The 24,290-nt window shown below is 35.7% G+C and carries 20 protein-coding genes and 2 tRNA genes; 3 read left to right on the plus strand and 19 right to left on the minus strand.

The window, feature by feature from the left end; genetic code table 11:
• Positions 1 to 48: 48 nt before the first annotated feature.
• From HDR40_RS04525 to pth, 12 genes are all read right to left on the minus strand, one after another.
• Positions 49 to 122, minus strand: a tRNA-Pro gene (locus tag HDR40_RS04525).
• A 41-nt stretch (positions 123 to 163) separates the two neighbouring features.
• Positions 164 to 238: transfer RNA gene (locus tag HDR40_RS04530), tRNA-Gly, on the minus strand.
• A gap of 49 nt (positions 239 to 287) precedes the next feature.
• The gene (gene lysS, locus HDR40_RS04535; RefSeq protein WP_290626977.1) at positions 288 to 1,841 is read right to left on the minus strand and encodes a lysine--tRNA ligase; all 1,554 of its coding nucleotides are present in this window, start codon (positions 1,839 to 1,841) and stop codon (positions 288 to 290) included.
• 17 nt (positions 1,842 to 1,858) lie between these two features.
• The gene (dusB, locus tag HDR40_RS04540) at positions 1,859 to 2,863 is read right to left on the minus strand and encodes a tRNA dihydrouridine synthase DusB (protein WP_290626979.1); all 1,005 of its coding nucleotides are present in this window, start codon (positions 2,861 to 2,863) and stop codon (positions 1,859 to 1,861) included.
• A 78-nt stretch (positions 2,864 to 2,941) separates the two neighbouring features.
• On the minus strand, positions 2,942 to 3,823 hold the full coding sequence (gene hslO / locus HDR40_RS04545) for an Hsp33 family molecular chaperone HslO (protein WP_290626981.1): 882 nt from the start codon (positions 3,821 to 3,823) through the stop codon (positions 2,942 to 2,944).
• 58 nt (positions 3,824 to 3,881) lie between these two features.
• Complete coding sequence (gene ftsH, locus HDR40_RS04550; RefSeq protein ID WP_290626984.1) at positions 3,882 to 6,044, minus strand: ATP-dependent zinc metalloprotease FtsH; 2,163 nt, start codon at positions 6,042 to 6,044, stop codon at positions 3,882 to 3,884.
• A 76-nt stretch (positions 6,045 to 6,120) separates the two neighbouring features.
• Positions 6,121 to 7,413: a tRNA lysidine(34) synthetase TilS gene (gene tilS, locus HDR40_RS04555; RefSeq protein ID WP_290626985.1), complete on the minus strand. Its 1,293-nt coding sequence runs from the start codon at positions 7,411 to 7,413 to the stop codon at positions 6,121 to 6,123.
• Positions 7,414 to 7,452: 39 nt separating this feature from the next.
• A complete protein-coding gene (locus HDR40_RS04560; protein WP_290626986.1) occupies positions 7,453 to 7,800 on the minus strand; it encodes a S1 RNA-binding domain-containing protein in 348 nt (115 codons plus the stop codon).
• Positions 7,800 to 8,177 carry a septum formation initiator family protein gene (locus tag HDR40_RS04565; RefSeq protein ID WP_290626987.1) on the minus strand — a complete coding sequence of 126 codons (378 nt, stop codon included), beginning with the start codon at positions 8,175 to 8,177 and terminating at the stop codon, positions 7,800 to 7,802. The genes HDR40_RS04560 and HDR40_RS04565 overlap by 1 nt, the downstream gene beginning before the upstream one ends.
• 74 nt (positions 8,178 to 8,251) lie before the next feature.
• Complete coding sequence (locus HDR40_RS04570) at positions 8,252 to 8,494, minus strand: RNA-binding S4 domain-containing protein (protein WP_290626988.1); 243 nt, start codon at positions 8,492 to 8,494, stop codon at positions 8,252 to 8,254.
• 8 nt (positions 8,495 to 8,502) lie between these two features.
• Positions 8,503 to 11,997: a transcription-repair coupling factor gene (gene mfd / locus HDR40_RS04575; RefSeq protein ID WP_290626989.1), complete on the minus strand. Its 3,495-nt coding sequence runs from the start codon at positions 11,995 to 11,997 to the stop codon at positions 8,503 to 8,505.
• 21 nt (positions 11,998 to 12,018) lie between these two features.
• Complete coding sequence (gene pth, locus HDR40_RS04580; protein WP_290626990.1) at positions 12,019 to 12,576, minus strand: aminoacyl-tRNA hydrolase; 558 nt, start codon at positions 12,574 to 12,576, stop codon at positions 12,019 to 12,021.
• 151 nt (positions 12,577 to 12,727) lie between these two features.
• Here pth and HDR40_RS04585 point away from each other — a divergent pair, with 151 nt between their 5' ends.
• Positions 12,728 to 13,699 carry an L-lactate dehydrogenase gene (locus HDR40_RS04585; protein WP_290626991.1) on the plus strand — a complete coding sequence of 324 codons (972 nt, stop codon included), beginning with the start codon at positions 12,728 to 12,730 and terminating at the stop codon, positions 13,697 to 13,699.
• A gap of 187 nt (positions 13,700 to 13,886) precedes the next feature.
• On the plus strand, positions 13,887 to 14,573 hold the full coding sequence (cbpA, locus tag HDR40_RS04590) for a cyclic di-AMP binding protein CbpA (RefSeq protein WP_290626992.1): 687 nt from the start codon (positions 13,887 to 13,889) through the stop codon (positions 14,571 to 14,573).
• A 39-nt stretch (positions 14,574 to 14,612) separates the two neighbouring features.
• Here cbpA and alr read toward each other — a convergent pair whose 3' ends face one another.
• The 7 genes from alr to glyA all read right to left on the minus strand — a co-directional run bounded on the left by alr (position 14,613) and on the right by glyA (position 22,555).
• Entirely contained in the window at positions 14,613 to 15,740 is a 1,128-nt protein-coding gene (gene alr / locus HDR40_RS04595) for an alanine racemase (RefSeq protein WP_290626993.1), read from the minus strand.
• 3 nt (positions 15,741 to 15,743) lie between these two features.
• On the minus strand, positions 15,744 to 16,097 hold the full coding sequence (gene acpS, locus HDR40_RS04600) for a holo-ACP synthase (RefSeq protein ID WP_290626994.1): 354 nt from the start codon (positions 16,095 to 16,097) through the stop codon (positions 15,744 to 15,746).
• A 55-nt stretch (positions 16,098 to 16,152) separates the two neighbouring features.
• Positions 16,153 to 17,634: a DEAD/DEAH box helicase gene (locus tag HDR40_RS04605; RefSeq protein ID WP_290626995.1), complete on the minus strand. Its 1,482-nt coding sequence runs from the start codon at positions 17,632 to 17,634 to the stop codon at positions 16,153 to 16,155.
• 14 nt (positions 17,635 to 17,648) lie between these two features.
• Positions 17,649 to 19,016 (minus strand): UDP-N-acetylmuramoyl-tripeptide--D-alanyl-D-alanine ligase, encoded by a 1,368-nt coding sequence (gene murF / locus HDR40_RS04610; protein WP_290626996.1) that lies wholly within the window; start codon positions 19,014 to 19,016, stop codon positions 17,649 to 17,651.
• A 219-nt stretch (positions 19,017 to 19,235) separates the two neighbouring features.
• Positions 19,236 to 19,487, minus strand: coding sequence for a type B 50S ribosomal protein L31 (locus HDR40_RS04615; RefSeq protein WP_290626997.1), 252 nt, complete (start codon positions 19,485 to 19,487; stop codon positions 19,236 to 19,238).
• 130 nt (positions 19,488 to 19,617) lie between these two features.
• Positions 19,618 to 21,228 (minus strand): APC family permease, encoded by a 1,611-nt coding sequence (locus tag HDR40_RS04620; protein ID WP_290626998.1) that lies wholly within the window; start codon positions 21,226 to 21,228, stop codon positions 19,618 to 19,620.
• Between the two features lie 91 nt (positions 21,229 to 21,319).
• Entirely contained in the window at positions 21,320 to 22,555 is a 1,236-nt protein-coding gene (gene glyA / locus HDR40_RS04625) for a serine hydroxymethyltransferase (protein WP_290626999.1), read from the minus strand.
• A 270-nt stretch (positions 22,556 to 22,825) separates the two neighbouring features.
• Between glyA and HDR40_RS04630 the strand changes: the two genes are divergently transcribed.
• The gene (locus HDR40_RS04630) at positions 22,826 to 24,241 is read left to right on the plus strand and encodes a C69 family dipeptidase (protein ID WP_290627000.1); all 1,416 of its coding nucleotides are present in this window, start codon (positions 22,826 to 22,828) and stop codon (positions 24,239 to 24,241) included.
• The last annotated feature ends 49 nt before the right edge of the window (positions 24,242 to 24,290 follow it).

Genomic DNA, 24,290 nt, shown 5'->3' on the forward strand with positions numbered 1-24,290 from the left:
AAAGCCGCCTAGTGACTAGACGACTTTAAGAAAATATAATTATTATAATCGGGATGACAAGATTTGAACTTGCGACTTCTACGTCCCGAACGTAGCGCTCTACCAAGCTGAGCCACATCCCGAGAAAATAAAAAGACCCACCGGAAGGTGAGTCTTTATTCTTTGGAGCGGAAGACGGGATTCGAACCCGCGACCCCCACCATGGCAAGGTGATGTTCTACCACTGAACTACTTCCGCAGTACAAATAAGATTATAACAAATCTAATCTTATTTGCAAACACTTTTTTTATTTATTCTTTTTATTAGCTTTTTTCTTAAGATCAGCTTGAACTTCAGCATCTACATCTTCAACCTTTTCAGGACGCATTGTTGGGAACAAAAGAACGTCACGAATAGCTGGTGCATCAGTTAAGAGCATTACTAAACGGTCGATACCGATACCAAGACCACCTGTAGGAGGCATACCAAATTCCATTGCACGAATATAGTCTTCATCGATCATATCAGCTTCATCGTTTCCGGCTTCACGTTCAGCCATTTGAGCTTCGAAACGGTGACGTTGGTCAACTGGGTCATTTAATTCTGAAAAGGCATTACCGTATTCAGTACCCATAATAAAGATTTCGAAACGATCAGTAAATCTTGGATCGTCCGCATTCTTCTTAGCAAGGGGTGATACTTCTACTGGATGACCATAAACAAAGGTTGGGTCAACGATAGACTTTTCACCGAATTCCTCAAAGAAGGCATTGATGATGTGGCCAACTTTCCAGAATGGTTCAACGTGAATACCATGTTCTTCAGCAATCTTCTTAGCTTCTTCCAAAGTCATTGGTTTCCAGAAATCAACACCAGTTTGTTCCTTAATAATATCTACCATGTGAACACGGCGGAATGGCTTACCTAAATCAATTTCAGTACCTTGGTAATTAATCTTACCATCATCAGTAACTACCTTAGCAGCAGCTTTAATAATACCCTCTGCTTCATCCATTACATCGTGGAAGTCCCAGTATGCTGCATAAGTTTCAAGTTCAGTAAATTCTGGGTTGTGACGAGTATCAACACCTTCATTTCTGAATACACGACCGATTTCGTATACTCTTTCCATCCCACCAACAATCAAACGCTTCAATGGAAGTTCCAAAGCAATTCTCATGTAAAGACTAATGTCTAAAGCATTGTGATGAGTAATGAAAGGACGAGCTTCAGCACCACCTGGAATATTATGTAAGACAGGAGTTTCAACTTCTAAGAAATCACGGCTATCTAAGTAGTTACGGATTGCCTTAACAATCTTAGTACGGTTAACAAAGCGTTCGTAACTTTCATGGTTAGTAATAAGATCCAAGTAACGTTGACGATAAATTTGTTCAACATCTTTTAATCCATCCCATTTATTAGGCAATGGACGAAGAGCCTTTGATAAGAAAGTAATATGAGTAGCACGAATGGTTAATTCACCAGTATCCGTCTTCATTACTTCACCATCGATTCCTAAGAAATCACCAATATCAGATTTCTTAAAAATTTTATAGTTATCTTCCCCAACAATATCCTTACGAACATAAATTTGAATTTTACCAGTACGGTCGTAAAGATCGGCAAAACCAACTTTACCCTTACCACGTTTTGCAAGCATACGACCTGCAATCTTGGTTTTAGGCATATCTGAGTTTAATTCATCCTTGTCTTCATTTGCATACTTTTCATTTAAAGTACGCGCTAAATCTTGACGATCAAACTTTCTTACACCAAAAGGTTCAATGCCGTTTTCACGCATCTCATCCATCTTTTCACGACGGACAATAAGTTGGTCATTCATCTCATTCTTTGCCACTCTAAAAACTCCTTTGTTTATTTTATAATTTGTTTTTGTCTTTCTTCATATTTTGCAACAAAATCATCTAGCAAGTCAAAAACTTCTTGTTTAGTCCAAACATCATTTATTTTAGCACGGGTTCGAGCTGAGCGGGGAATTCCTTTCAAATAGTAGGCAGCTTGTCTTCTAAATTCAGGAACTGCAATTTTTTCTCCCTTTAATTCAATTAATCCGTTAAGTTGATCTTTAGCCGTTTGAACTTTTTCTTGGACAGTTTGTGGAGGAAGCTTTTCTCCTGTTTCTAAATAATGCTCGATATCTTTAATAATCCAAGGATTACCTAAAGCAGCACGTCCTACCATCACTGCAGTTGCACCTACTTCATCAAGCATTTGTTTAGCTCTTTCAGGACTAGTTATATCACCATTACCAATAAATGGAACAGTAAGGTGATCAGCAACTTCTTTTAAAATTTCCCAATCTGCTTCTCCAGCATACATTTGCTTACGTGTTCTACCATGCATTGCAATCGCACTAGCACCAGCTTCTTGCGCAGCTAAAGCATTTTCAACAGCAAAAATATGCTTACTATCCCAACCTGTACGCATTTTTACAGTCACAGGTTTTTCAACATTTTTAACTACAGCATGAACCATTTGATAAATCTTATTTGGATCACGCAACCAACGAGCGCCTGCATCAGTTTTAGTGACTTTAGGAACAGGACAGCCCATGTTGATATTAATAATATCAGCTGCAGTATGAGTATCAACATAATGCGCTGCTTCAATTAAAGTTTCCTCACTACCACCAAAAATTTGAATACTCATTGGGTGTTCACGTGGATCCACTTGTAGCATACTTAAAGTTTTCTTATTGCGATAAATGATTCCATGATCAGAAATCATCTCACACACAACTAGACCTGCACCAAATTCCTTGCAAACAACACGAAAGGCAGCATTGGAAATACCAGCCATTGGAGCAACAACGACGCGGTTAGGAATTACTACATCGCGTATCTTCCAGCTCTGACTCACGTGCTCACTTCCTTTCAAATCGAATATACTAGAATACACAATATCCTATCATATAAAGAGATTATGTACCACCTGTTATTAATTATTCTTTTGATCAGCCAAAATTTTCTTTAAGTCATCTTCGCTGTAATTATACTGATTACCACAAAAACGACAAGTTAACTCTGCTCCATGATCTTTTTCAATCATTTCTCTTAATTCAATCGGTTTTAAAGTTACCAAAATTTTAGCATATTTTTCTTTAGAACAATCACATTCAAAAGAAGCATCCTCTTGAGATAAAATTTTACAATCATCACCCAAAATTTTCTTGGCTAGTCCTTCTGGCGTCTCACCTTCTAAAAACATCGTTGACAAATTAGGTAACTCTTTAATTCTAGCTTCGACTTTTTGAAGCAACTCATCACTAGCCCCTGGTAAAGCTTGCAACATAAAGCCGCCAGCAGCTCCGATTGAATTATTAGGTTGAACAAATACTGATAAACCAACTGCAGATGGAATTTGTTCAGACTTTGCCAAATAATATGTAAAATCTTCCGCAATTTCACCCGAAACAATTGGGACTTGACCAGTATAAGGTTCTTTCAAGCCTAAATCTTTAGTTACTTCAAGCCAGCCTTGACCAACAGCTTTAGCTACATCAATATGTCCTTTTTCTTTAGGTGGTAAAGCAATATGTGGATTTTGTACATAGCCTTTAACTTTTAAATCTGCCGTTGCAGTCACAATTGTTGGTCCAACGGGGCCATTACCTAAAAGTCGAACCGTTAGTTCATCTTTATCCTTTAATAATCCCCCAGCTAAAAGCAAACCGCCAATCATTGTTCTACCTAAAACAGCAGAAGATGCACTCCAAGTATCATGACGTTTTTGGGCTTCTCCAACTAAATTTTTAGCGGTAACTGCCAATAAACGTAAATTCTTAGTTTTATCAATTGCTCTTATTAAATAATCATTCATCACTTATCCTCTTTTCTTCTAATAAAAAATAGAGCCTATTGCAGGCTCTATTTTACACTTATTCTTGCTTATCAGAATTATCTGCATCACCAGAATTGTTTTCTTTCTTGTTTTTTGATTGAGAAGTTGAATCTTGTTCAGATGTCGGATTAAGTGGAATATCATCAATATTCTTATGATCATCTGGAAGTGGATGAATATCTTCTTTATCATCCTTTTCTTCAATTTCTTCTCTTTGGTGATCTTTCTTTTCCATAGCAGCCTTTGCTTCTTCAAAAGTAGAAGCTGTATTTTCACTTGGAAATTCGCTTTCGTCACCCTCTGGCATTTTACCAGTTTTGAATAATGAAAGAATTTGTTTTTCGTTTAAAGTTTCGTACTTGAGCAAAGCTTCTGCAATTGCTTTATGAGTTGCACGATTATTTTTAATAATTTCAACTGCTTTTTCATATCCTTCATTCAAGATATTTTCAACAGCCTCGTCAATCTTAGCAGCAGTAGCTTCACTGTATGGTTTAGTACCATATGGAGATTGCATACTTGGTGACTCTAATTCTGCCATACCTACATCAGTCATACCATACTGCGTAACCATTCCACGAGCAATGTTAGTAGCTTGTTCAAAGTCATTTGAAGCACCTGTAGACTTATCACCTACAACAACTTCTTCACCAGCACGACCACCCATAAGTCCTGCCACTTGTTCCATTAACTGCTTCTTAGTCAATAAGTTTTGATCTTCTTTTGGAAGCATGATGTTGTAACCACCTGCGCGACCGCGAGGAACGATAGTAACCTTACGAACAGTACGTGAATCACTTAAGACTAAACCAACAATAGCGTGACCAGCTTCATGGAAAGCAACTCTCTTTCTCTCAGCGGCAGAAATAACAGTATCTTTCTTAGCAGGACCAGCAATAACTCTATCTTCAGCTTCATCAATATCTGAAGCAGTAATTTTACTTCTATTTCTACGAGCAGCAACTAAGGCAGCTTCATTAAGTACGTTTTCAAGATCAGCACCCACAAAACCAGGTGTTTGACGTGCAACTTCTTTCAAGTCAACATCATCAGCCATTGGTTTATTTCTAGCGTGTACCTTTAAGATTGCTTCACGTCCCTTAACATCAGGACGTCCGACTAAAACTTTACGGTCAAAACGACCTGGACGAAGTAAAGCTGGATCCAAAACATCTGAACGGTTAGTGGCAGCCATAACGATAACTCCTTCGTCACCGTCAAATCCATCCATTTCAACTAATAACTGGTTTAAAGTTTGTTCACGCTCATCATGTCCACCACCCATGCCATTGCCACGTTTACGACCAACGGCATCGATTTCATCGATGAAGATAATACTTGGAGCATTCTTTTTAGCAGTTTCAAATAAATCACGTACACGAGATGCACCAACACCAACAAACATTTCTACGAAGTCAGAACCAGAAATTGAATAAAAAGGTACGCCTGCTTCACCAGCAACTGCACGTGCAAGTAAAGTTTTACCAGTACCAGGAGGACCTTCAAGAAGTACACCAGCTGGTATTCTGGCACCTAGCTTAGTAAATTTAGCCGGTTTTTTAAGAAATTCAACAATTTCGACTAATTCTTGCTTTTCTTCTTCTTCACCAGCTACATCTGAGAAGCGAACCTTATTTTTAGAAGGATCTTGTGGCTTGACGCGTGACTTACCAAAGTTCATCATGCCGCCACCGCGACCACCTTGACCACTTTGATTCATCATCATCCATAACATAACAATAAAAATCAAAGTTGGAACTAACATGACAATCGTAGAAATCCAAGTACCAGATTGGGATTCACCTTGTCCAGAAATCGCAGTTCCGTTGGCTTGTGCAGCTTTATTTACTTCACTTACCATAGAATCATCTTGAAGCATAGTAGTACTAAATTGAGTTACTTTAGAACTACCACTGGATCCACCTAAAAGATTAAATCCACTGTTACTATTTTGATTTTTCGAATCTTGTGCTTTCTTATACGTACCAGTAACGGTATAGACACCATTTGCTGGTTGCATATTGAAACTCTTGATTTTACCTGCTTTTAAATCCTTAACGAATTCAGAATAGCGGATATTTTCGCTAGAACCATTACTACCTGAGCCACCCATTGCCCAGTTAATTCCAGCCAAGAGGATTACGAATACTAAGATGTAGAAAAGACCGTTAGAAAGCAGTCTATTTCTATTATTTTTCATAAAAAACCTCCGTAGAAAATTCTAGAATTACTTTCAAAATTTTACCACAAACTACAAGTTTTCCATAATAATTTACTTAAACTTTTAATCTGTAAGTCCAATATTTGAAAAAGTTTTCATTATACTGTTGCTTTTGATAGGTATTTTCTATAAAAACTACTTCATTATTAGTATATACAGTTAAACATGCTGATCGCAAAAAAAGTGGAATAGCATTTTCTGCAAATTTCTTTTTAGCCTTTGTAAATTGTCCGTTGGCTAACTGTAATTTAATTCCTGGAAGTAAACTACCAACATCTAATTCATGAAGTTTAGTTGTATAAAAGCTACCAATCTCTTGATAATGATTACCTACTAATTTTTTGTTAGAAATCACATATTTATTATTTTGCCATTTAAATTCCTCATTTAACACTACTTTTTTTAATTTAGTGTTATTTTTTAAAGAATCTTTAACTCGACGAAGATAATAATAGCCTTGATAATAACTAATTTCAAATCCATCTCGGTTAATAATTTTAATATCAGGAGTAATTAAGTCATTAAAATTAACCTGTTGCTGCCACTTATTGAGAATTAAATAGGAAAAAAAATCTCCCCTAATGTCTAAGGGCATCTTTTCCAAATTATTATCCTGGATACGGAGACATCCCATAAAATATTCGACTTTAATTTGTCTAAAATATTCTTTGCGATCTTTTTGTAAAATTGCCACACTGTCCAGGAAACGCAGACCATTTGCTAAAATATTAGAATTTTCTTGTTTTAAAATTGGTATCACATGATGACGCAGTCGATTGCGTTGAATATCATCTTCTTGATTAGTACTATCCTCAACATAAGGAATTTTTCTATCTTTATCAAAATCTAACAACTGCTGCTTTGAAAAATCTAGTAAAGGTCTTATCAATTTTCGACCTCCCCATGATCGAACTTGACGTAGACTACTCATTTCGTTAGCATCTCCAGATCGAATTAATTTCAGCAAAATATTTTCTAATAAATCATCCCCATGGTGTGCCGTCAATAAATAGTGTGCATCCACTTGATTAGCAATTTTAGCTAAAAATTGATATCTATACTGTCTGGCAGCTGCTTCTATCCCAGTTTTGGGATGCAATTCTAATGGCCACTTTTCATCAAAAAATAAAATCTTATTTTTCTGACAAAATTTTTCTAAAAGTTCAGTCTCTAAATAGCTATCTGCGCGCAATTGATGGTTTAAATGCGCAACAATTATTTGCTCACTTGATAACTCATCAATTAGCATCTGTAATAAGGCCATTGAGTCTGGTCCTCCACTAGCCGCTAATAAAAATCTCTTATTTTCAAATTCCAAATTATTTTTCACAAAAAAATCTTTAATCACACTTTTTCTCCAAAGAAAAAGGTAGCCACTCGGCTACCTTTAATTAACTTGCGTTCTTAATTGCTTAATTTCTTTATCAGCCTGATCAGAAAGCTGGGCCAAAGTTTCAGCAAATTTTTTATTCTCATTAAATTGGTTAGTGGGGTCAACCAAATCTGGATCATTAACCCTGGTAAGCGACAAAGCCAGTTTACCATTTTGATTATTAACTACCACTACTCGTAGGTCTTGTCCCTTTACAAAATTATCTTTTACATTAGGCCAACGCTCACCAAAATCCTTATGGTGAATCAGACCATGACGACGATGGGGTAAGCTAACAAACACACCTAATTTAGTTATATTATTAACTTGAGCATCGAGTCTTAATCCAATTGGAAATTTCATTAATCATCATCCTGTGATTCGGGAACATTATAAATAGTTTCACCCTTTTTAGAGTAATAAAGTTTATAACGTATCCACTTAGCTACATAATCTGGATCTTTCAAATCCTTAGCTTGTCCCTTTAACTTTTTATTAGTTTTATTAACTTGGGTTAATTTAGCTTTACTAGCTGAAACTTGTTGACGAAGTTGCTGAGTTTTAGACTCAGTTTTCATAAATTGCATCCCAAGAACTAATAATAATGCCAAAAATCCTAAAAAAAGCCATGTTCTCCGACGACGATGGATTTCTTTTACTCTTTTAGTTTCTCGACGATGCATTTGCGTCATTATTTCTCGGTCACTAGGACCATTATAAATTCGTGGTCCTTTTTTCATTTGACCCGCCTACCTTTTTTAATAAAAAATAATGCAATGTGTTTTTACTATAACATTTTAGGCAAAGTTTGTCATTAATCTATCAATTCATATAAATCACTAGCTTCAGCTTTTTTTGTAGTTTCCCGTAAGTCTAAAACTCTTGCTTTAAGTTGCTTGGTTCCAAAGCCAATCTCAATTACATCCCCAATTTTAACATCATAGCTAGATTTTACTACACGACCGTTAACCTCAACACGACCTTGATCTGCCATTTCTTTTGCAATAGTTCTTCTCTTAACTAACCGTGATACCTTTAAATATTTGTCTAATCTCATAATTACTCCTATCTTTGAACAATATCTCCTGCTGATTGTAAAAAATGATGTAACTCATTAAACAATTGCCTTGTAGACATGTTCTTTTCTATTTCCAACATTACATTCAAACGTTGCTCAGGATCAATATTTATACGTGCACGTAAGGTTACATGCTCTAAAGCTTTAAAAATATTAGGTCCTTCAAGTTCCTTAGTCGCATTTTTATTAAAAATAACCTGAATCCGATCATCCTTTTGCACTACCGTCAATACTTGAGCAATGTCAGCATCAGCTTTTAGAGCCGATACATTAAGCAAGTTTTCGACTGGTAGAGGATAATCACCAAATCTATCTACTAGCTCATCAGCAATATTATCTGCTTCGTCTTTAGAATTAATACCTTTTATTTTTTTATAAAATTCAATTTTTTGCTCTTGATCAGAGATATACTCATCCGGAATATATGTCTCAATATCAAATTGAACTTCGGCATTTGATTTGGCCACTATCTTTTTACCTTGACGCTTTTTAACTGCATCATCAAGCATTTGTGAATATAAATCATACCCTACGCTGTCAATAAAACCATGTTGCTGCTTACCAAGCATATTACCTGCGCCTCGGATAGAAAGATCACGCATCGCAATTTTAAAACCTGAGCCTAATTCAGTAAAATCTCGAATTGCTCCCAGTCGTTTCTCGCCAACCTCAGTCAAAACCTTAGCTGGTTGATAAAGAAAATAAGCATATGCTAAACGTGCACTTCTCCCAATTCTACCACGAAGTTGATAGAGTTGACTTAACCCATAATGATCAGCATCTTCAACAATTAAGGTGTTAGCATTAGGCATATCAACACCAGTTTCAATAATTGTTGTCGTTACTAGAATATCAAATTCATTTTTTACAAACCGATACATAATGTCCTCAAGCTGATTCTCACTCATTCTACCATGAATAAATTCAATTCTTGATTCTGGAATCAACTCCTGAAGACGACTGACAGTCTTATCAATATCACCAATTCGATTATGTAAAAAGAAAATTTGTCCATTACGTTTCATTTCACGTAAACATGCCTCACGTACAACACTCGGCATCTCTTCCATAACATAAGTCTGGATAGGATAGCGATTGGTAGGGGGAGTTTCCATTACTGATAAATCGCGTACACCTACCATCGACATGTGAAGAGTACGCGGAATTGGAGTTGCAGTTAAAGTTAATACATCAATGTTAGCCTTTAATTCTTTTAGACGCTCTTTATGTTTGACACCAAACCGCTGTTCTTCATCAATAATTAAAAGGCCTAAGTCCTTAAATTCAACATCTTTAGATAAAATTCTATGAGTTCCAACAACTATATCTACTTTTCCAGCTTTTAAGTCAGCAATAATTTCTTTGACTTCACTATTAGACTGAAAGCGAGATAAAAGTGCTACATTAACTGGAAAATCTTTAAACCTATCTTGCATCGTTTCAAAATGCTGTTGAGCCAAAATTGTTGTAGGGGCTAAAAAAGCTACTTGTTTCCCATCTCTAACAGCTTTAAAAGCTGCGCGCAACGCTACTTCAGTTTTTCCAAACCCAACATCCCCCACCAACAATCTATCCATTGGCCTAGCTTTTTCCATATCAGTCTTAATTTCTTTAATTGAACGTAACTGATCGGGAGTTTCAGGGTAAGGAAAAGAATCTTCAAATTGTCTTTGTAAATCATCATCTGGCCCAAAAGCATAGCCTTTTTCTGACTCTCTTTTTGCATAAAGTTCAATTAAATCATCAGCAATATCTTCTACTTTAGATTGAACTTTACTTTTAGTTTTAGCCCATTCGCTACCACCCAATTTGTTAATGTGAGGAATTTTACCCTCAGAAGCAACATATTTTTGAACTAAACCTAACTGATCAGCTGGTACAAATAACTGATCACCCTTTTGATAAGTAATCGTGATATAGTCACGTTTTACTCCATTATTCTCTAAGGTTTTAATACCCTCAAAACGTCCTATCCCATGGTTAACATGTACAACATAGTCGCCTGGTTTTAATTCATTATAGTTACGCAGGCGTTGTGCATTTTCCATTGTCTTAATACGTTTTTTAACTCGCTTTTTTTGGTTAAACAGTTCTCGTTCAGTTAAATAAACTAAATTTACACTTGGCAGAGTAAAGCCATTAGTATAGTTACCAACTATAATTTGCGTCCGTCCCTCAACAATATTTTCTGGACTAACAATCGGTATATCTAGACCATAATCAGTTAGGTTTTGATCAATTTGGCGAGCTCTTTCTTTATTATCGGCCTGTAAGACAACCGTTTGGTTTTCTTTATGAAAACTTATCAGTTCCGACTTAATTAAAGGCATTTGACTAAAAAATTGCTCAGATTGGCGGGTAGTAAAATTATTAATTTGATCTAACTTTAACCTTCCCATTCCTTTTTGAAAAAGTGAAAGCAGAATCATTGACTGTTTAGCCTTTTTAGTAACTTTACTAAAATCCATCCGCAAATTTTGGCTATCAAGCATTGCGCCTGCTTTTATTTCTTCAGAAATAAAAGATTCATTCCTGGCATTGATATCTGCTATATTCTTTTTAATAGCTGTCCAATCATCATATAAAATCAAACCGTCACTAGCCAGATAATCTAGTAAACTAACTGGCTTATCTATTAAATAGTCAACTAAAAAAGCATAATTTTCTGGCAAACCGCCATTTTCTAATTTATCTAAAATTTGTTCAAAATGTTCTCCAACTGCTTTTTTATCAGCAATTGAATCCTTCATATCTATCTTAATTCTCTCAGCGGCTTGATAAAGGTCCTCTTTTTTAAAAATACGGTCAATTGCACTCCCAATCGCAATTAACTCTCTCTCCTGTAAGCTGCGCTGCGTTGCTGGATCAAATTCTTTGATAGTATCAATTTCATCACCAAAAAATTCGATTCTAAAAGGATTTTCCGAATTAAGAGGATAGATATCTAAAATATCTCCCCTAAGTGCAAACTCACCAGGACGAGCTACTAAGCTTTCTCTTTGATACCCTAGCTTAAGTAACCAATCAGTTAGTTTGGGGAGATCATATTCTTTTTCTGGGGCAAATATCTTTTCTGCTTTTGAAAATACTTCTGGATCAGAAAGTTGATATTGTAAACCTTGAGGAACTGTAACTACTATTCCCGGACGGCCACTTCGCAAAAAATTTAAAGTATCTAATCGCTGACTTAATTCATCAGGAGAGGCAACTGCACTTTGAGTAGCGATGGTCGCGTCAACAGGAAACATATGTACAATTTCATCATTTAGTAGACTACTTAATTCATTTTGTAATCTCTGTGCCTTATCCTCATTTTCTTCTACAATAAGAAGTGGCTTATTTAATTTTTTTAAAATTTGTAAAATAACAGTACTAAAAGCTCCATCATTAGTCCCCGTAAGCAATGAACGGGTATAATTTGGAGCTTTTTGAATAAAATTATCTAGTTCTTTATCATGTGCAATAATTTCTGAAATTTGCATAAAGTTTGATTAACCTCGATATTAGTTATATTGGTTCATCAAATATTGGGCGTTCTTTCCTGCAATAAAATCATCAATAATAGATTCACTAGTTTCAAAAGCTTGATCCATTAATTTTTGCTGGTCATTATCAAATGGAGTTAAAACCCATGAAACCACGCTCTGCTTTTGTGGATGATGAATACCAATCTTTAACCTGTTAAACTCATTTGTCCCTAAACACGCCATAATGCTCTTAATTCCATTATGGCCTCCAGATTTACCATTTGCTCGAATCCTGATTTTTCCAATTGGCATATCCATATCATCGTGAATTACCAAGATATCTTTTGGATCAATTTTAAAAAAATTAGCGAGTGGAGCAATAGATTTACCAGAATCATTCATATAAGTTTGTGGCTCCAAAAAAATTACATCTTCACCATTGATTTTAACTTTAGTCCAAAAACCATTGAACTTTTCTTTATCTAAGGTAAGATTATTTTTCTTTAAGTAGTTATCTATCGCCATAAAACCCGTATTATGCTTAGTTTTATCATATTTTATACCTGGATTTCCTAGGCCCGTAATTAATTTCATTTTCTCTTCCTCCATCTTATCAGTATTCAGTGTGAAAATTATAACACAATACTTTTTCTAAGAGATTTTACTTTACTCTTAGTAGAAATATTTTTTTGTGGTATAATTCAATTGTTAAATCTATCACTAATACTGGAAGGAAGTATTAAACATGACTGAAGAAAAGATTCAGAAGGTTATTCTTGTTGGTGACGGTGCTGTAGGTTCAAGCTACGCATTTGCATTAGTACACCAAGGTATTGCACAAGAATTAGGTATCGTTGATGTTATTAAGGACAGAACTAAGGGTGACGCAATCGACTTAGCAGATGCTACTCCTTGGACTGAAACTAAGAACATTTACTCAGCAGAATACTCAGATGCTAAGGATGCTGACTTAGTTGTTATTACTGCTGGTGCTCCACAAAAGCCAGGTGAAACTCGTCTTGACTTGGTTAACAAGAACTTGAAGATTTTAAGCTCAATCGTTGAACCAATCGTTGAATCAGGTTTCAAGGGTATCTTCTTAGTTGCTGCTAACCCAGTTGACATTTTAACTCACGCAACTTGGAGAATGTCAGGTTTCCCTAAGGATCGTGTTATCGGTTCAGGTACTTCACTTGATACTGGTCGTCTTCAAAAAGTTATTGGTGAAATGGAACACGTTGATCCAGCATCAGTTAACGCATACATGCTTGGTGAACACGGTGATACTGAATTCCCAGCTTGGAGCTACAACAATGTTGGTGGCGTAAAGGTTACTGACTGGGTAAAGGCTCACCCAGAAGTTGGTGAAAACAAGCTTGAAGAAATCCACAAGGAAGTTGCTGATATGGCTTACACTATCATCAACTTGAAGGGTGCTACTTTCTACGGCATTGGTACTGCTTTAGCTATGATTACTAAGGCTATCTTGAACGATGAACACAGAGTTCTTCCACTTTCAGTACCAATGGATGGCCAATATGGTTTACACGACTTACACATCGGTACTCCAGCAGTTGTTGGTCGTCATGGTTTGGAACAAATTATCGAAATGCCTTTAAACGAAGACGAAATGCAAAAGATGCAAGCTTCTGCTGACCAATTGAAGAAGGTTATGGACAAGGCATTCGAAGAAACTGGCGTTAAGGTTCGTCAATAATTCTAACTTAATTAATAATTTTAAAAGACATTTGCCTTTGGCAATGTCTTTTTTCTTGACTTTAAAATTGTTACAATAGAGGCGTCAGAAGAATATTAGATTTTTAGTAAAATATTTAATATTCATCTAATTTAGTAGTTGATTATGCTATAATTTTTATTATTAATCTATGCACGGAGGCAAAATTATGCTGATTAAATCTCTTGTAAGAAAGAAAGAATACTTAACAACAGTTAATGAAAAAGCAACACTTGAAGAAGCTTTGAAAATTTTAGAAGATTCAGGTTTCCGTTGTGTACCTATTTTGGATGATACTGGGAAGATGTTTAGGGGAAACATCTATAAGATGCACATCTACCGCCATAAGTCTCAAGGTGGTGACATGAGCTTACCTGTAACTTACTTATTAAAAAATGCTACTAAGACAATCAAGGTTAACTCACCATTCTACCGGGTATTCTTTAACATCCGTGACCTTCCGTACATCGCAGTATTAGATGAAGAAAATCACTTCTATGGTATTTTAACTCACTCCCGTTTGTTAGATATGTTGTCTAACGCGTGGAACATGGATAGTGGTTCTTATGTTTTAACTGTGTTATCCGATAATGAACGTGGTAATTTAGTTAAAATTGCTAAAATCATTTCAAAATATGCTAACATCGCAGGTTGTTTAACTTTAGATGTACGTTCCGGTGAATTGGTACGTCGTACTCTCTTTACCCTTCCATCTGGCATATCCCGTGATACAATGGAAACAATTGTTGACCGTCTTGAAAAACGTGGCTATGTAGTTGCTGAAATTGAAGATTTACAATCAGGACTAGCAATTAGAAGTGACGAAGATCCACATGGTTTTTTAGATAAAAAATAAACTTTAATAAAAAAGCATCCTCAAACGGATGCTTTTTTATTATTTATTATAAATTCGTGGTAATCGATCACTTAACAAACACGCAATTTCATAGTGAATCGTATCGGCTTGATCAGCAACAGCCTTAATATTATTTGGAGCTTTAGAATCAGCTGAGATAAGTTCAACCTTAGTACCAACTGGCATTTCATGCGGTAAAAGAACCATGAATTGATCCATACATACTCGACCAACGATTGGACAATATTCATCGCCAACTTTAATCTTAAAACCTTGCATGCTTCTTTGCCAGCCATCAGCATAACCTACTGGAACCGTACCAATCCATTCATCTTGATCAGCCACAAACGTAGCACCATAACCCACGCCGTTTCCTTTATGAATTTGCTTTACAAAGCTAAGCTCAGAAGTAAAGGAAAGTGCTGGCTTTAATGGAATATCAGATTTTAAATCTTCAGCATTTGGAACTGAAGAAGGATTCAAACCATACATTCCAATCCCAAATCGTACAAGATCACTTTTTACACCTCTGCTAAAGATACTAGCAGCAGTATTATCAACATGGATATACTTCGGCTTGATAGTTAACAAACTTTTCATATGATTAAATCGATTAACTTGATATTCAAAATATGAAGTGTCTGCAGAATCAGCTTTAGAAAAGTGAGTAAACATTCCCTCAACTTCAAAATGCTTATTATCTTCCAAGAATTTATTAGCTTCTTTAAATTCTTCATCTTCGGAAAAGCCGATACGCCCCATTCCAGAATCAACTGCTAAATGAATTTTTAATTTCTTCTTATCAGCGATTAAAAGATCTTGAGCTTCTTTTAACCATTCTAAACTACCAACAGTTAAAGAAATATCTTCTTGAGCAGCAAGAGATGCCCACTTAGTATCAACAATTCCTAAAACTAAAATTGGAACAGTAATCCCATTTTGACGTAATTGAATTCCCTCATCAAGCGTAGCCACACATAAGCCTGTAGCCCCAGCACTAAGTGCTGTATTTGCAACTGGAATACTTCCGTGACCATAAGCATTTGCCTTCACAACAGCCCACAATTGTTGACCATCATCTAAATGCTTCATTTCATTTTCAACATTTTGTTTAATTGCACCCAGGTCAACGTTAATCTGCGCTGGCCGATGAAGTGTAGGAACCATATTTTAATCCTCCAACAATACTTGCGTAATCACGTATCTTTTTTCATGTGAGATACTGACCCATATATTACCACTAAATTTTGTGGACGTCATTATTGGTTGGCCCAATTCATTTTGCAAAATTTCAATATCTTGAAAATTAACACCTTTCCCAATTCCAGTACCCAGAGCCTTAGAAAATGATTCTTTACAAGAAAATCTCCCCCCTAAATATTCCACTTTGCGGCGACCAGAGTATTCCTTATATTGATTATATTCATCTGGAGTTAAAACTTTCTTGGCAAAATTATCACCCTTTTTAATGATATTTTTTATTCTATCTAAATCTAAAATATCAATGCCTATTCCTCTAATCATTATGCTTTTCCTCTATGAAAAAATCCTCTTCACAATGCAAAGAGGATTTTTTTACTTAGTCATTATTTTTCTTTTTGATGACAAAATCATGGTGACCACCATTATGATGGTTATTACCTTGACGAGCATTTGGCTTACGACGATAGCGTTCATTACGATCTCCACCGCGTTTAAAGTTGCTACTACGTCTACGGCGATGATTACCATTACGCTTACCCTTAAATGGAAGTGGTTTTTCTGGTGTAATTTTAACCTTGATACTTTCTGCATCCTTGGAAAGGTCTTTTAAAAGGGCTGCAACTAAATCTACTTCAGAATATTCATCAAGTAACTTAGCAGCTCCATCAGTATACTTACTCAAGTCACTATTAATTAAATCTTCAACTTTCTTTTCAGCAGCACTTAATTGACCCTTAAATGCTTCAGCATCAGAAGGTGGACGAAGAGGCATCATCTTCTTACGTGTCAACTGCTCAATAGTTCTCATATAACCAATTTCATTTGGAGTAACAAATGTTACAGAGATACCATTTTTACCAGCACGCCCAGTTCTACCGATACGGTGAACATAAGAATCAGGATCTTGTGGAATATCATAATTATAAACATGACTTACGCCAGAAATATCTAATCCACGTGCAGCAACATCGGTTGCTACCAAAATATCAAGTTTACCACTCTTAAAGCGTTTTAAAACATTCATTCTACGTGCTTGTGACAAATCACCATGAATACCTGCAGCATTATAGCCACGAGCTTGAAGACCACGAGTTAATTCATCAACACGACGTTTAGTTCTACCAAAAACAACTGCTAATTCAGGATTTTGAACATCAATTAGACGACAAAGAATATCAAATTTTTCATTTTCTTTTGCTCGTACAAAGTATTGATCAATTAAGTTAGCAGTTAACTCTTTTCCTTTGATTTGAACAACTTGAGGATCATGCATAAATTTTTCACTAATACGCATAATCGGTTTAGGCATAGTAGCACTAAATAAGAGAGTTTGATGAGCATTAGAAGCATATTTCAAAATACTTTCGATATCTTGAATAAAACCCATATCAAGCATTTCATCTGCCTCATCAAGGACAATTGTCTTCACATGAGAAAGATCAATTGTACCACGTTTTAAGTGGTCTAAAAGGCGTCCCGGTGTACCTACTAAAATAGCAGGTGTTTGCTTTAAAGAATGAATTTGGCGACGAATATCAGCTCCACCATAGACTACTTGGACACGTGCTTTTTCATCACGGCCTAAACGGAATAATTCTTCTTGAGTTTGAATAGCTAATTCACGCGTTGGTTCAATTACAAGTGCTTGAATAAAGTGCTCTTTTTTATCAACATTTTGCAAAATTGGCAAACCAAAAGCTGCAGTCTTACCAGTACCAGTTTGAGCTTGACCAATTACATCCTTTCCTTCTAAGACTAATGGAATAGTCTTTTCTTGGATAGGAGTTGCTTCTTCAAAGCCCGCACGTTTAATGGCTTTAAGAATTTCTGGTTTTAAATCTAATTCTGTAAATTTCAAATTATAATCCTTTCCTAAAGGAGGCGCTCTAAAACTTTATCTAGATGCATTCCATGAGAACCCTTCAGCATTACAATATCTTCAGGTTTAATATCATTCTTTAAATCATCAATCATACGATCCATATTTTCTTCTGGATAATAATGCAAATTATCTGCATTATACTTATCAGTTAGCGCCTCATATAAATTCTTCATATCAGGACCGTATAAATAAAGTTCATTAATAATGGCTGGGTCAAATGCATCTGCTAAATCAGCGTGTAATTCAGGTGACTTTTCACCTAATTCTAACATATCACCTAAAACTGCAATTCTACGACCTTCATTCTCAAGCACAATTTGACCAAAGGAGGTAGTAACTGCTCGAACCGCAGTAGGGTTAGAATTATAAACATCATCCATAATGGCTTCACCCACATCACCTTGTCTCCATTGCATACGGTTAGCCGTTGGAGTGAAAGTTGCAAGAGCACTGGCAATTTCTTCATCACTTTCACCAAAATGACGACCCACACTAATTGCAGCTAATGCATTGGAAACATTATGCTTTCCTATCATTGGGATAGAAAACTTCTGCTCTGAGTCATTAACCTTAAACGAAGCATGACGCATATGAGAACTGAAAGTGATGGCATAGATAGTATCATCTTCTTTAAAGCCAAAAGTACTCTTGTCCTGTTCTAACTTGGCAGCACGTTCTCTAAGTAGTGGTTCATCTCCATTATAGATAAATTTACCATCTTCTTTTAAGAAATCAGTAATCTCCATTTTTGCATCGGCAATTTTATCACGGCTACCAAAGAATTCAATGTGAGCTTCCCCTATCATAGTAATTACACATACATCGGGACGCACTAAATTACTTAAATGATGTAACTGTCCAGAACGATCCATCCCCATTTCTAATACCAAAATTTCAGTAGATGGCTTCATTTCTAAAATAGTAATAGGAACACCAATTTCATTATTAAAATTAGCCTGTGTCTTATGCACATTAAAACGTTTAGATAAAACAGCCGCAACCATATCCTTGGTAGTAGTCTTACCGTTAGAACCAGTAATTCCTACGACGGTTGGATTAACCTTAACCAAATAATATTGAGCTAATTGTTGAAGAGCAGTCAAAGGATCTTCAACTTCAATTACTGGAAAATCTTCTGGCTTACCAGGATGGCCTTTCTTCCATAATGTAGCACTAGCACCCTTAGAAATTGCACTAGAAACAAAATCATGACCATCACGACTACCTTCAAGAGGAATAAAGAGTGAATCTGGAGTTGACTTTCTAGAGTCAAATTCCACAGAAGTAATAACTGTATCTTCACCCATATTTAAATCGCTATTTAAAGCCTTTGCGATTTCCGCAAGTTGCATTTTCATAAATTATTAACTCCTACTAAAAATTGCATATAGCCTATTATACTTAGTTTTAATTTATTGACAAAATGACTATGTGCGCCACAAAAAATTATACCACGCTCAGACACAAAAAATATGAACTACATTAGGAATAAATTCCTAAGTTTTTACCAGCTCATAATATTATAAAAAGAGCAGTTCCAATAGGAACTGCTCTTTCGGTATAAATACCAAGAAATATTAGTTCTTTGAAGAAATACCGTACTTCTTGTTGAATTTTTCGATACGACCATCTGCTTGAGCAAACTTTTGCTTACCAGTGTAGAATGGGTGTGAAGCTGAAGAAATTTCAACACGAACTAATGGGTAAGTCTTACCTTCGTAATCAATAGTTTCAGTTGGCTTTACAGTAGAACCTGCTACAAACTTAGTACCAGTTGCTGTATCCATAAAAACTACTTCTTGGTAATCTGGATGAATGCCTTGTTTCATAATTTTAATACTCCTTCTGCCATGATCAGTCTTTCAGATCATAGATTATATTACGACCAGTACAGAATAACATCTTTAAGCCTTTATTTCAAGACCTTTTATAATCATCTCAAATCAATGAACTAAAAAATTATTCTTCATCAAATTCTTTTTTTACACGCTCATTTACTTTTATTGCATCAGGATCCACTTTAACTAAGTGAGAATTAATACCCCAATAGTAAAAAAGAAGTGAGGCAACAATAATAATCACAAAATCCCAAGGATACTTAAGCCAATTTTGTCCACCAAAGCCAACACTACCACAGTATGATATCGCTGAAATGAAAACTAAATAACCTAACATCCACCAGCAACTTTTTAATTGCTTTTTCAAATTAGAGTGACGGTAACGAACTTCATAGTAGATGTATACTGGCAATCCTAATCCAATTACTAAAATAACTTCAATAGTTGTTGGCCACATTGTCCAATAAATTGCTAAACTAGCTAATACAAATGCAAGTGGGGCTACCCAACTCATCCATTTTGGATTAAATGGACGTTCTAATTGTGGAGCCATCTTTCTTAAAGAAATGACTGTAACCGGACCAGTTAGATATGCGATTAAGGTAGCGCCTGTAATCACAGTTGCAAGTAAGTTCCAATTTCTAAAAACCGAAACTAAGATCATTGCTAAAAGAAAATCTACAACCATGGCAAAACGTGGCACCATGTAGCGACGATTTAAACGTCCTAACCAACTTGGTAAGTGCTTAGTATGCGTCATAGCTGCTAGCGCACGAGAAGCAGTTGCTACAAAGGCAACCCCTGTACCAAATGGAGATACAAAAGCATCTAAATAAAGTAAAATAACTAACCAGTTAATTCCCAGTAAAATTGCTAAATCTGCAAATGGAGATGTAAAATTAATCCCATGCCATCCAACTTTGGCTAACATCGAAGGTTCAACTGCACCAATAAAAGTGACTTGCAACATAATATAAATAGCTGCAGTAATAAACATTGAGATTAACACACCACGAACGATATTTTTACGCGGATTTTTTAATTCTCCACCCATATTGATAACAGTTTGAAAGGCATCATACGACATAATTATCCCAGAAATGGAAGTTGCCTCAAAGATGGAACGCGTACCATAAGGCATGAAACTGTGGACACTATTTCCAAAATTTTGTGTATGAAATCCACTGCAAATTAAAATAATAATTGTTAAAGTCGGTAACAAAACTTTAAAAATAGAAATTAAATTAGTAAAATGAGTCATAATTTTTACTGACCAAAAATTAATCAAGGTAAAGATAAACATAAATAAGAATACTACCCATAAACCACGTGTCGTAATATTACCATTATGCATAAAATTCTTAGTCCAATTTGCCCAACTCCATGGCCATGAACTCATATATTGGACTGCTGCAACAGCTTCCATAGGGACTAAAGTTACCAATGATATCCAATTTGCCCAAGCAGCAATAAATCCTAAAAATGGACCATGACTATATTGCGCATAGCGGCTCATTCCCCCACTTTCAGGAAACATAGCACCCAATTCTACATAAGTTAGGGCAATTATAATAATAATCACGGCACCTAAAATCCATGAAATAATAGCTGCAGGTCCAGCAATTTTAGCAGCAGAACCTGCCCCAAATAGCCAACCAGACCCAATTAATGAATTTAAAGCCAACATTACAGCAGAGAAAAGACTCATTTTATGTAATTTGCTTTTGTCCACGCAATCCCTCCTTCTTTTAAATTAGTATAAGATGTTTATAATTGTACCAAAAAATTGCTACTGAAATTATTTCAGTAGCAATTTTTCTTAATTACTTAATTGGGTGTTTTTTGGTAAGTTCACTTACCGCAGCCTGAACTTGTACTTTTACCTGCTCATCAGTAGGATTATTCAATAATTTTCCAATAATATCTGCTACTTCCCGACTATCTTCCTCTAAAAAACCGCGACTAGTAATAGCAGGTGTACCTAAACGTAATCCACTAGTTACAAAGGGACTACGTTTATCTCCAGGAATCGATTCTTTGTTAGTTGTAATATGAACACTATCTAATAATTCTTGTGCTTCAAGACCTGTTAAACCAGTATCAGTGATATCAATATTGAGTAAATGGTTTTCTGTTCCACCAGAAACTACTCGGATATTATCAATCTTATTAAATTCATCCGCCATCGCATTAGCATTCTCGATTACTTGCTTAATGTAAACTTTAAATTCTGGTTGTAAATCTTCATAAAAAGCTTGTGCCTTACCTGCAATCACATGTTCTAAAGGACCACCTTGCGTTCCCGGAAAAACAGCAGAGTTAATTTTCTTACCTAATTCAAGATTATTAGATAAAATCATTCCACCACGAGGTCCACGGAGAGTTTTATGAGTAGTAGTAGTTACCACATCCGCAATACCCACAGGATTTGGATGGTAGCCCGCTGCAACTAAGCCAGCTATATGGGCCATATCAACCATTAAGTAAGCACCTACACTATCCGCAATTTCACGACACTTTTGCCAATCAATAATTCGACTATAAGCAGACGCTCCTGCCACAATTAATTGTGGTTTTACTTCTTGCGCAACTGCCATAATTTCATCAAAATCTAGCATTTCAGTTTCAGGATTCAAATCATAACTATAAGATTCATAAACTTTACCAGAAAAGTTTACTTTAGAACCATGAGTCAAGTGACCACCGGCATCCATTCCCATTCCTAAAATCTTATCACCCGGTTTAAGAAGTGCTTGATAAACAGCCATATTAGCTTGAGAACCAGAGTGAGGTTGAACATTAGCATACTTGGCATTAAATAATTCTTTAGCATAGTCAATAGCTAATTGCTCTACTTGGTCAATGTATTCACATCCACCATAGTAACGCTTGCCTGGATAACCTTCAGCATATTTATTAGTTAAAACTGAGCCTTGGGCTGCACGTACATCATCAGAAACTATATTTTCTGAAGCAATTAATTCAATTGTATCTTCTTGACGTTTTTCTTCATTCTTAATTGCTTCCCATAGTTGTGGTGATTTTCCCGAATATTCCATATATTCTCCAACTCCATTCACAAATAGTATATTTTTATTTTAATTTTACTATAGATAGAAAATCAACTAAAAAGAGTATGATTCTATTCAAAGTGTTGCCTCTAAAATTGGATATGAGGACCTATTTACTTTTTCAAACGTTACACAATACGAATTTTCTAAGCATATCAGTAATCTCAGTTAAGCGGTCAAATATTTTGTTATCAATCTTAACTTTTTCTATAATTAATTATAGTTAAAAATTATTTTAGAAAAGGACCTAGTGATTAAATGAAGCAAACTGAATGTACTACTATTTTAGTTGGTAAAAATGCAACTATCGATGGATCCACAATGATTGCCCGTAGTGAAGATGGTGGGCGTACTATTATCCCTGAAAGATTTGATGTAGTAATGCCTGCCGATCAACCTAAACATTATGAAACCGTTATTAGCCATCAAAAAATTGATGACAGTGACTTACCAGCCAATCCTATGCGCTATACTTCTGCACCTGATGCATCTGGTAAAAACGGTATTTGGGCTGCAGCTGGTATTAACAGTGATAATGTTGCAATGACTGCAACTGAAACTATTACTACTAATTCTCGTATCCAAGGGATTGACCCACTTGTAACTGAAGGAGGACTTGGTGAGGAAGATTTTGTAACTTTAACCCTTCCTTACATTCATTCACCTAAAGAAGGTGTGGAACGTGTCGGTTACTTACTAGAAAAATACGGTACCTATGAAATGAATGGGATGGCATTCTCTAATAATGAAGAAATTTGGTACCTAGAAACTATTGGTGGTCACCACTGGATAGCTCGTCGTATTCCAGATGACGCTTATGTTGTTGCACCAAATCGTTTGAACATTGATGAATTCGACTTTGAATCAGATGACTTTATGTTCAGCGATGATTTAAAGGAATTAATTGAAGAATATCACTTAAACCCTGATAAAAGTGGCTACAACATGCGCCATATCTTTGGTTCATCAACTATTAAAGATGCCCACTATAATAATCCACGCGCTTGGTACGTTCACAAATACTTTGATCCAGAATTTGATGGACAACCAGGAGATCAAGATCAACCATTTATTACTTACGCTAAGAAAAAAATTAGTATCGAAGATATCAAGTTTCTTGAAAGTTCTCACTACCAAGACACCCCATTTGATGCTTATGGCGATATGGGTACAGCTGAACAAAAGAAAACTTTCCGTCCAATTGGTATCAATAGAAACTTTGAAACTCATATCTTACAATTGAGAAATGATGTTCCAGCTAAAATTTCTGGTGTGCAATGGTTAGCCTTTGGTCCTAATACTTTTAATAGTATGGTACCTTTCTATACCAATATCACCACTACCCCAGCAAGTTTTCAAACTGGTCCTAAGTTTGATTTAACTAAGATTTTCTGGTTAAACAAACTTGCTGCTCAATTAGGTGATACTAACTTCCGAGTATATGGTGCCTTAGAGGAAGATTTTGAACAAAAATCCCTAGCTCAATGTCATAAGATTCAACATGAAACTGATCAAGCTGTTAAAGACCTTTCAGGCAAAGAATTAGAAGAAAAATTAAATGACGCTAACCAAAAAATGGCTGATGTAGTTTACAACAATACCGTAGAACTTTTAGGCAACATGGTTAATGAAGGTCATGGCTTGATGACTTTGAAGTACGACTTGTTAGACTAAAATAGTTTAGTTACTAAAAAACACGTAACTCCTAAAATTGGAGTTACGT

The organism is Lactobacillus sp., from assembly GCF_014803895.1.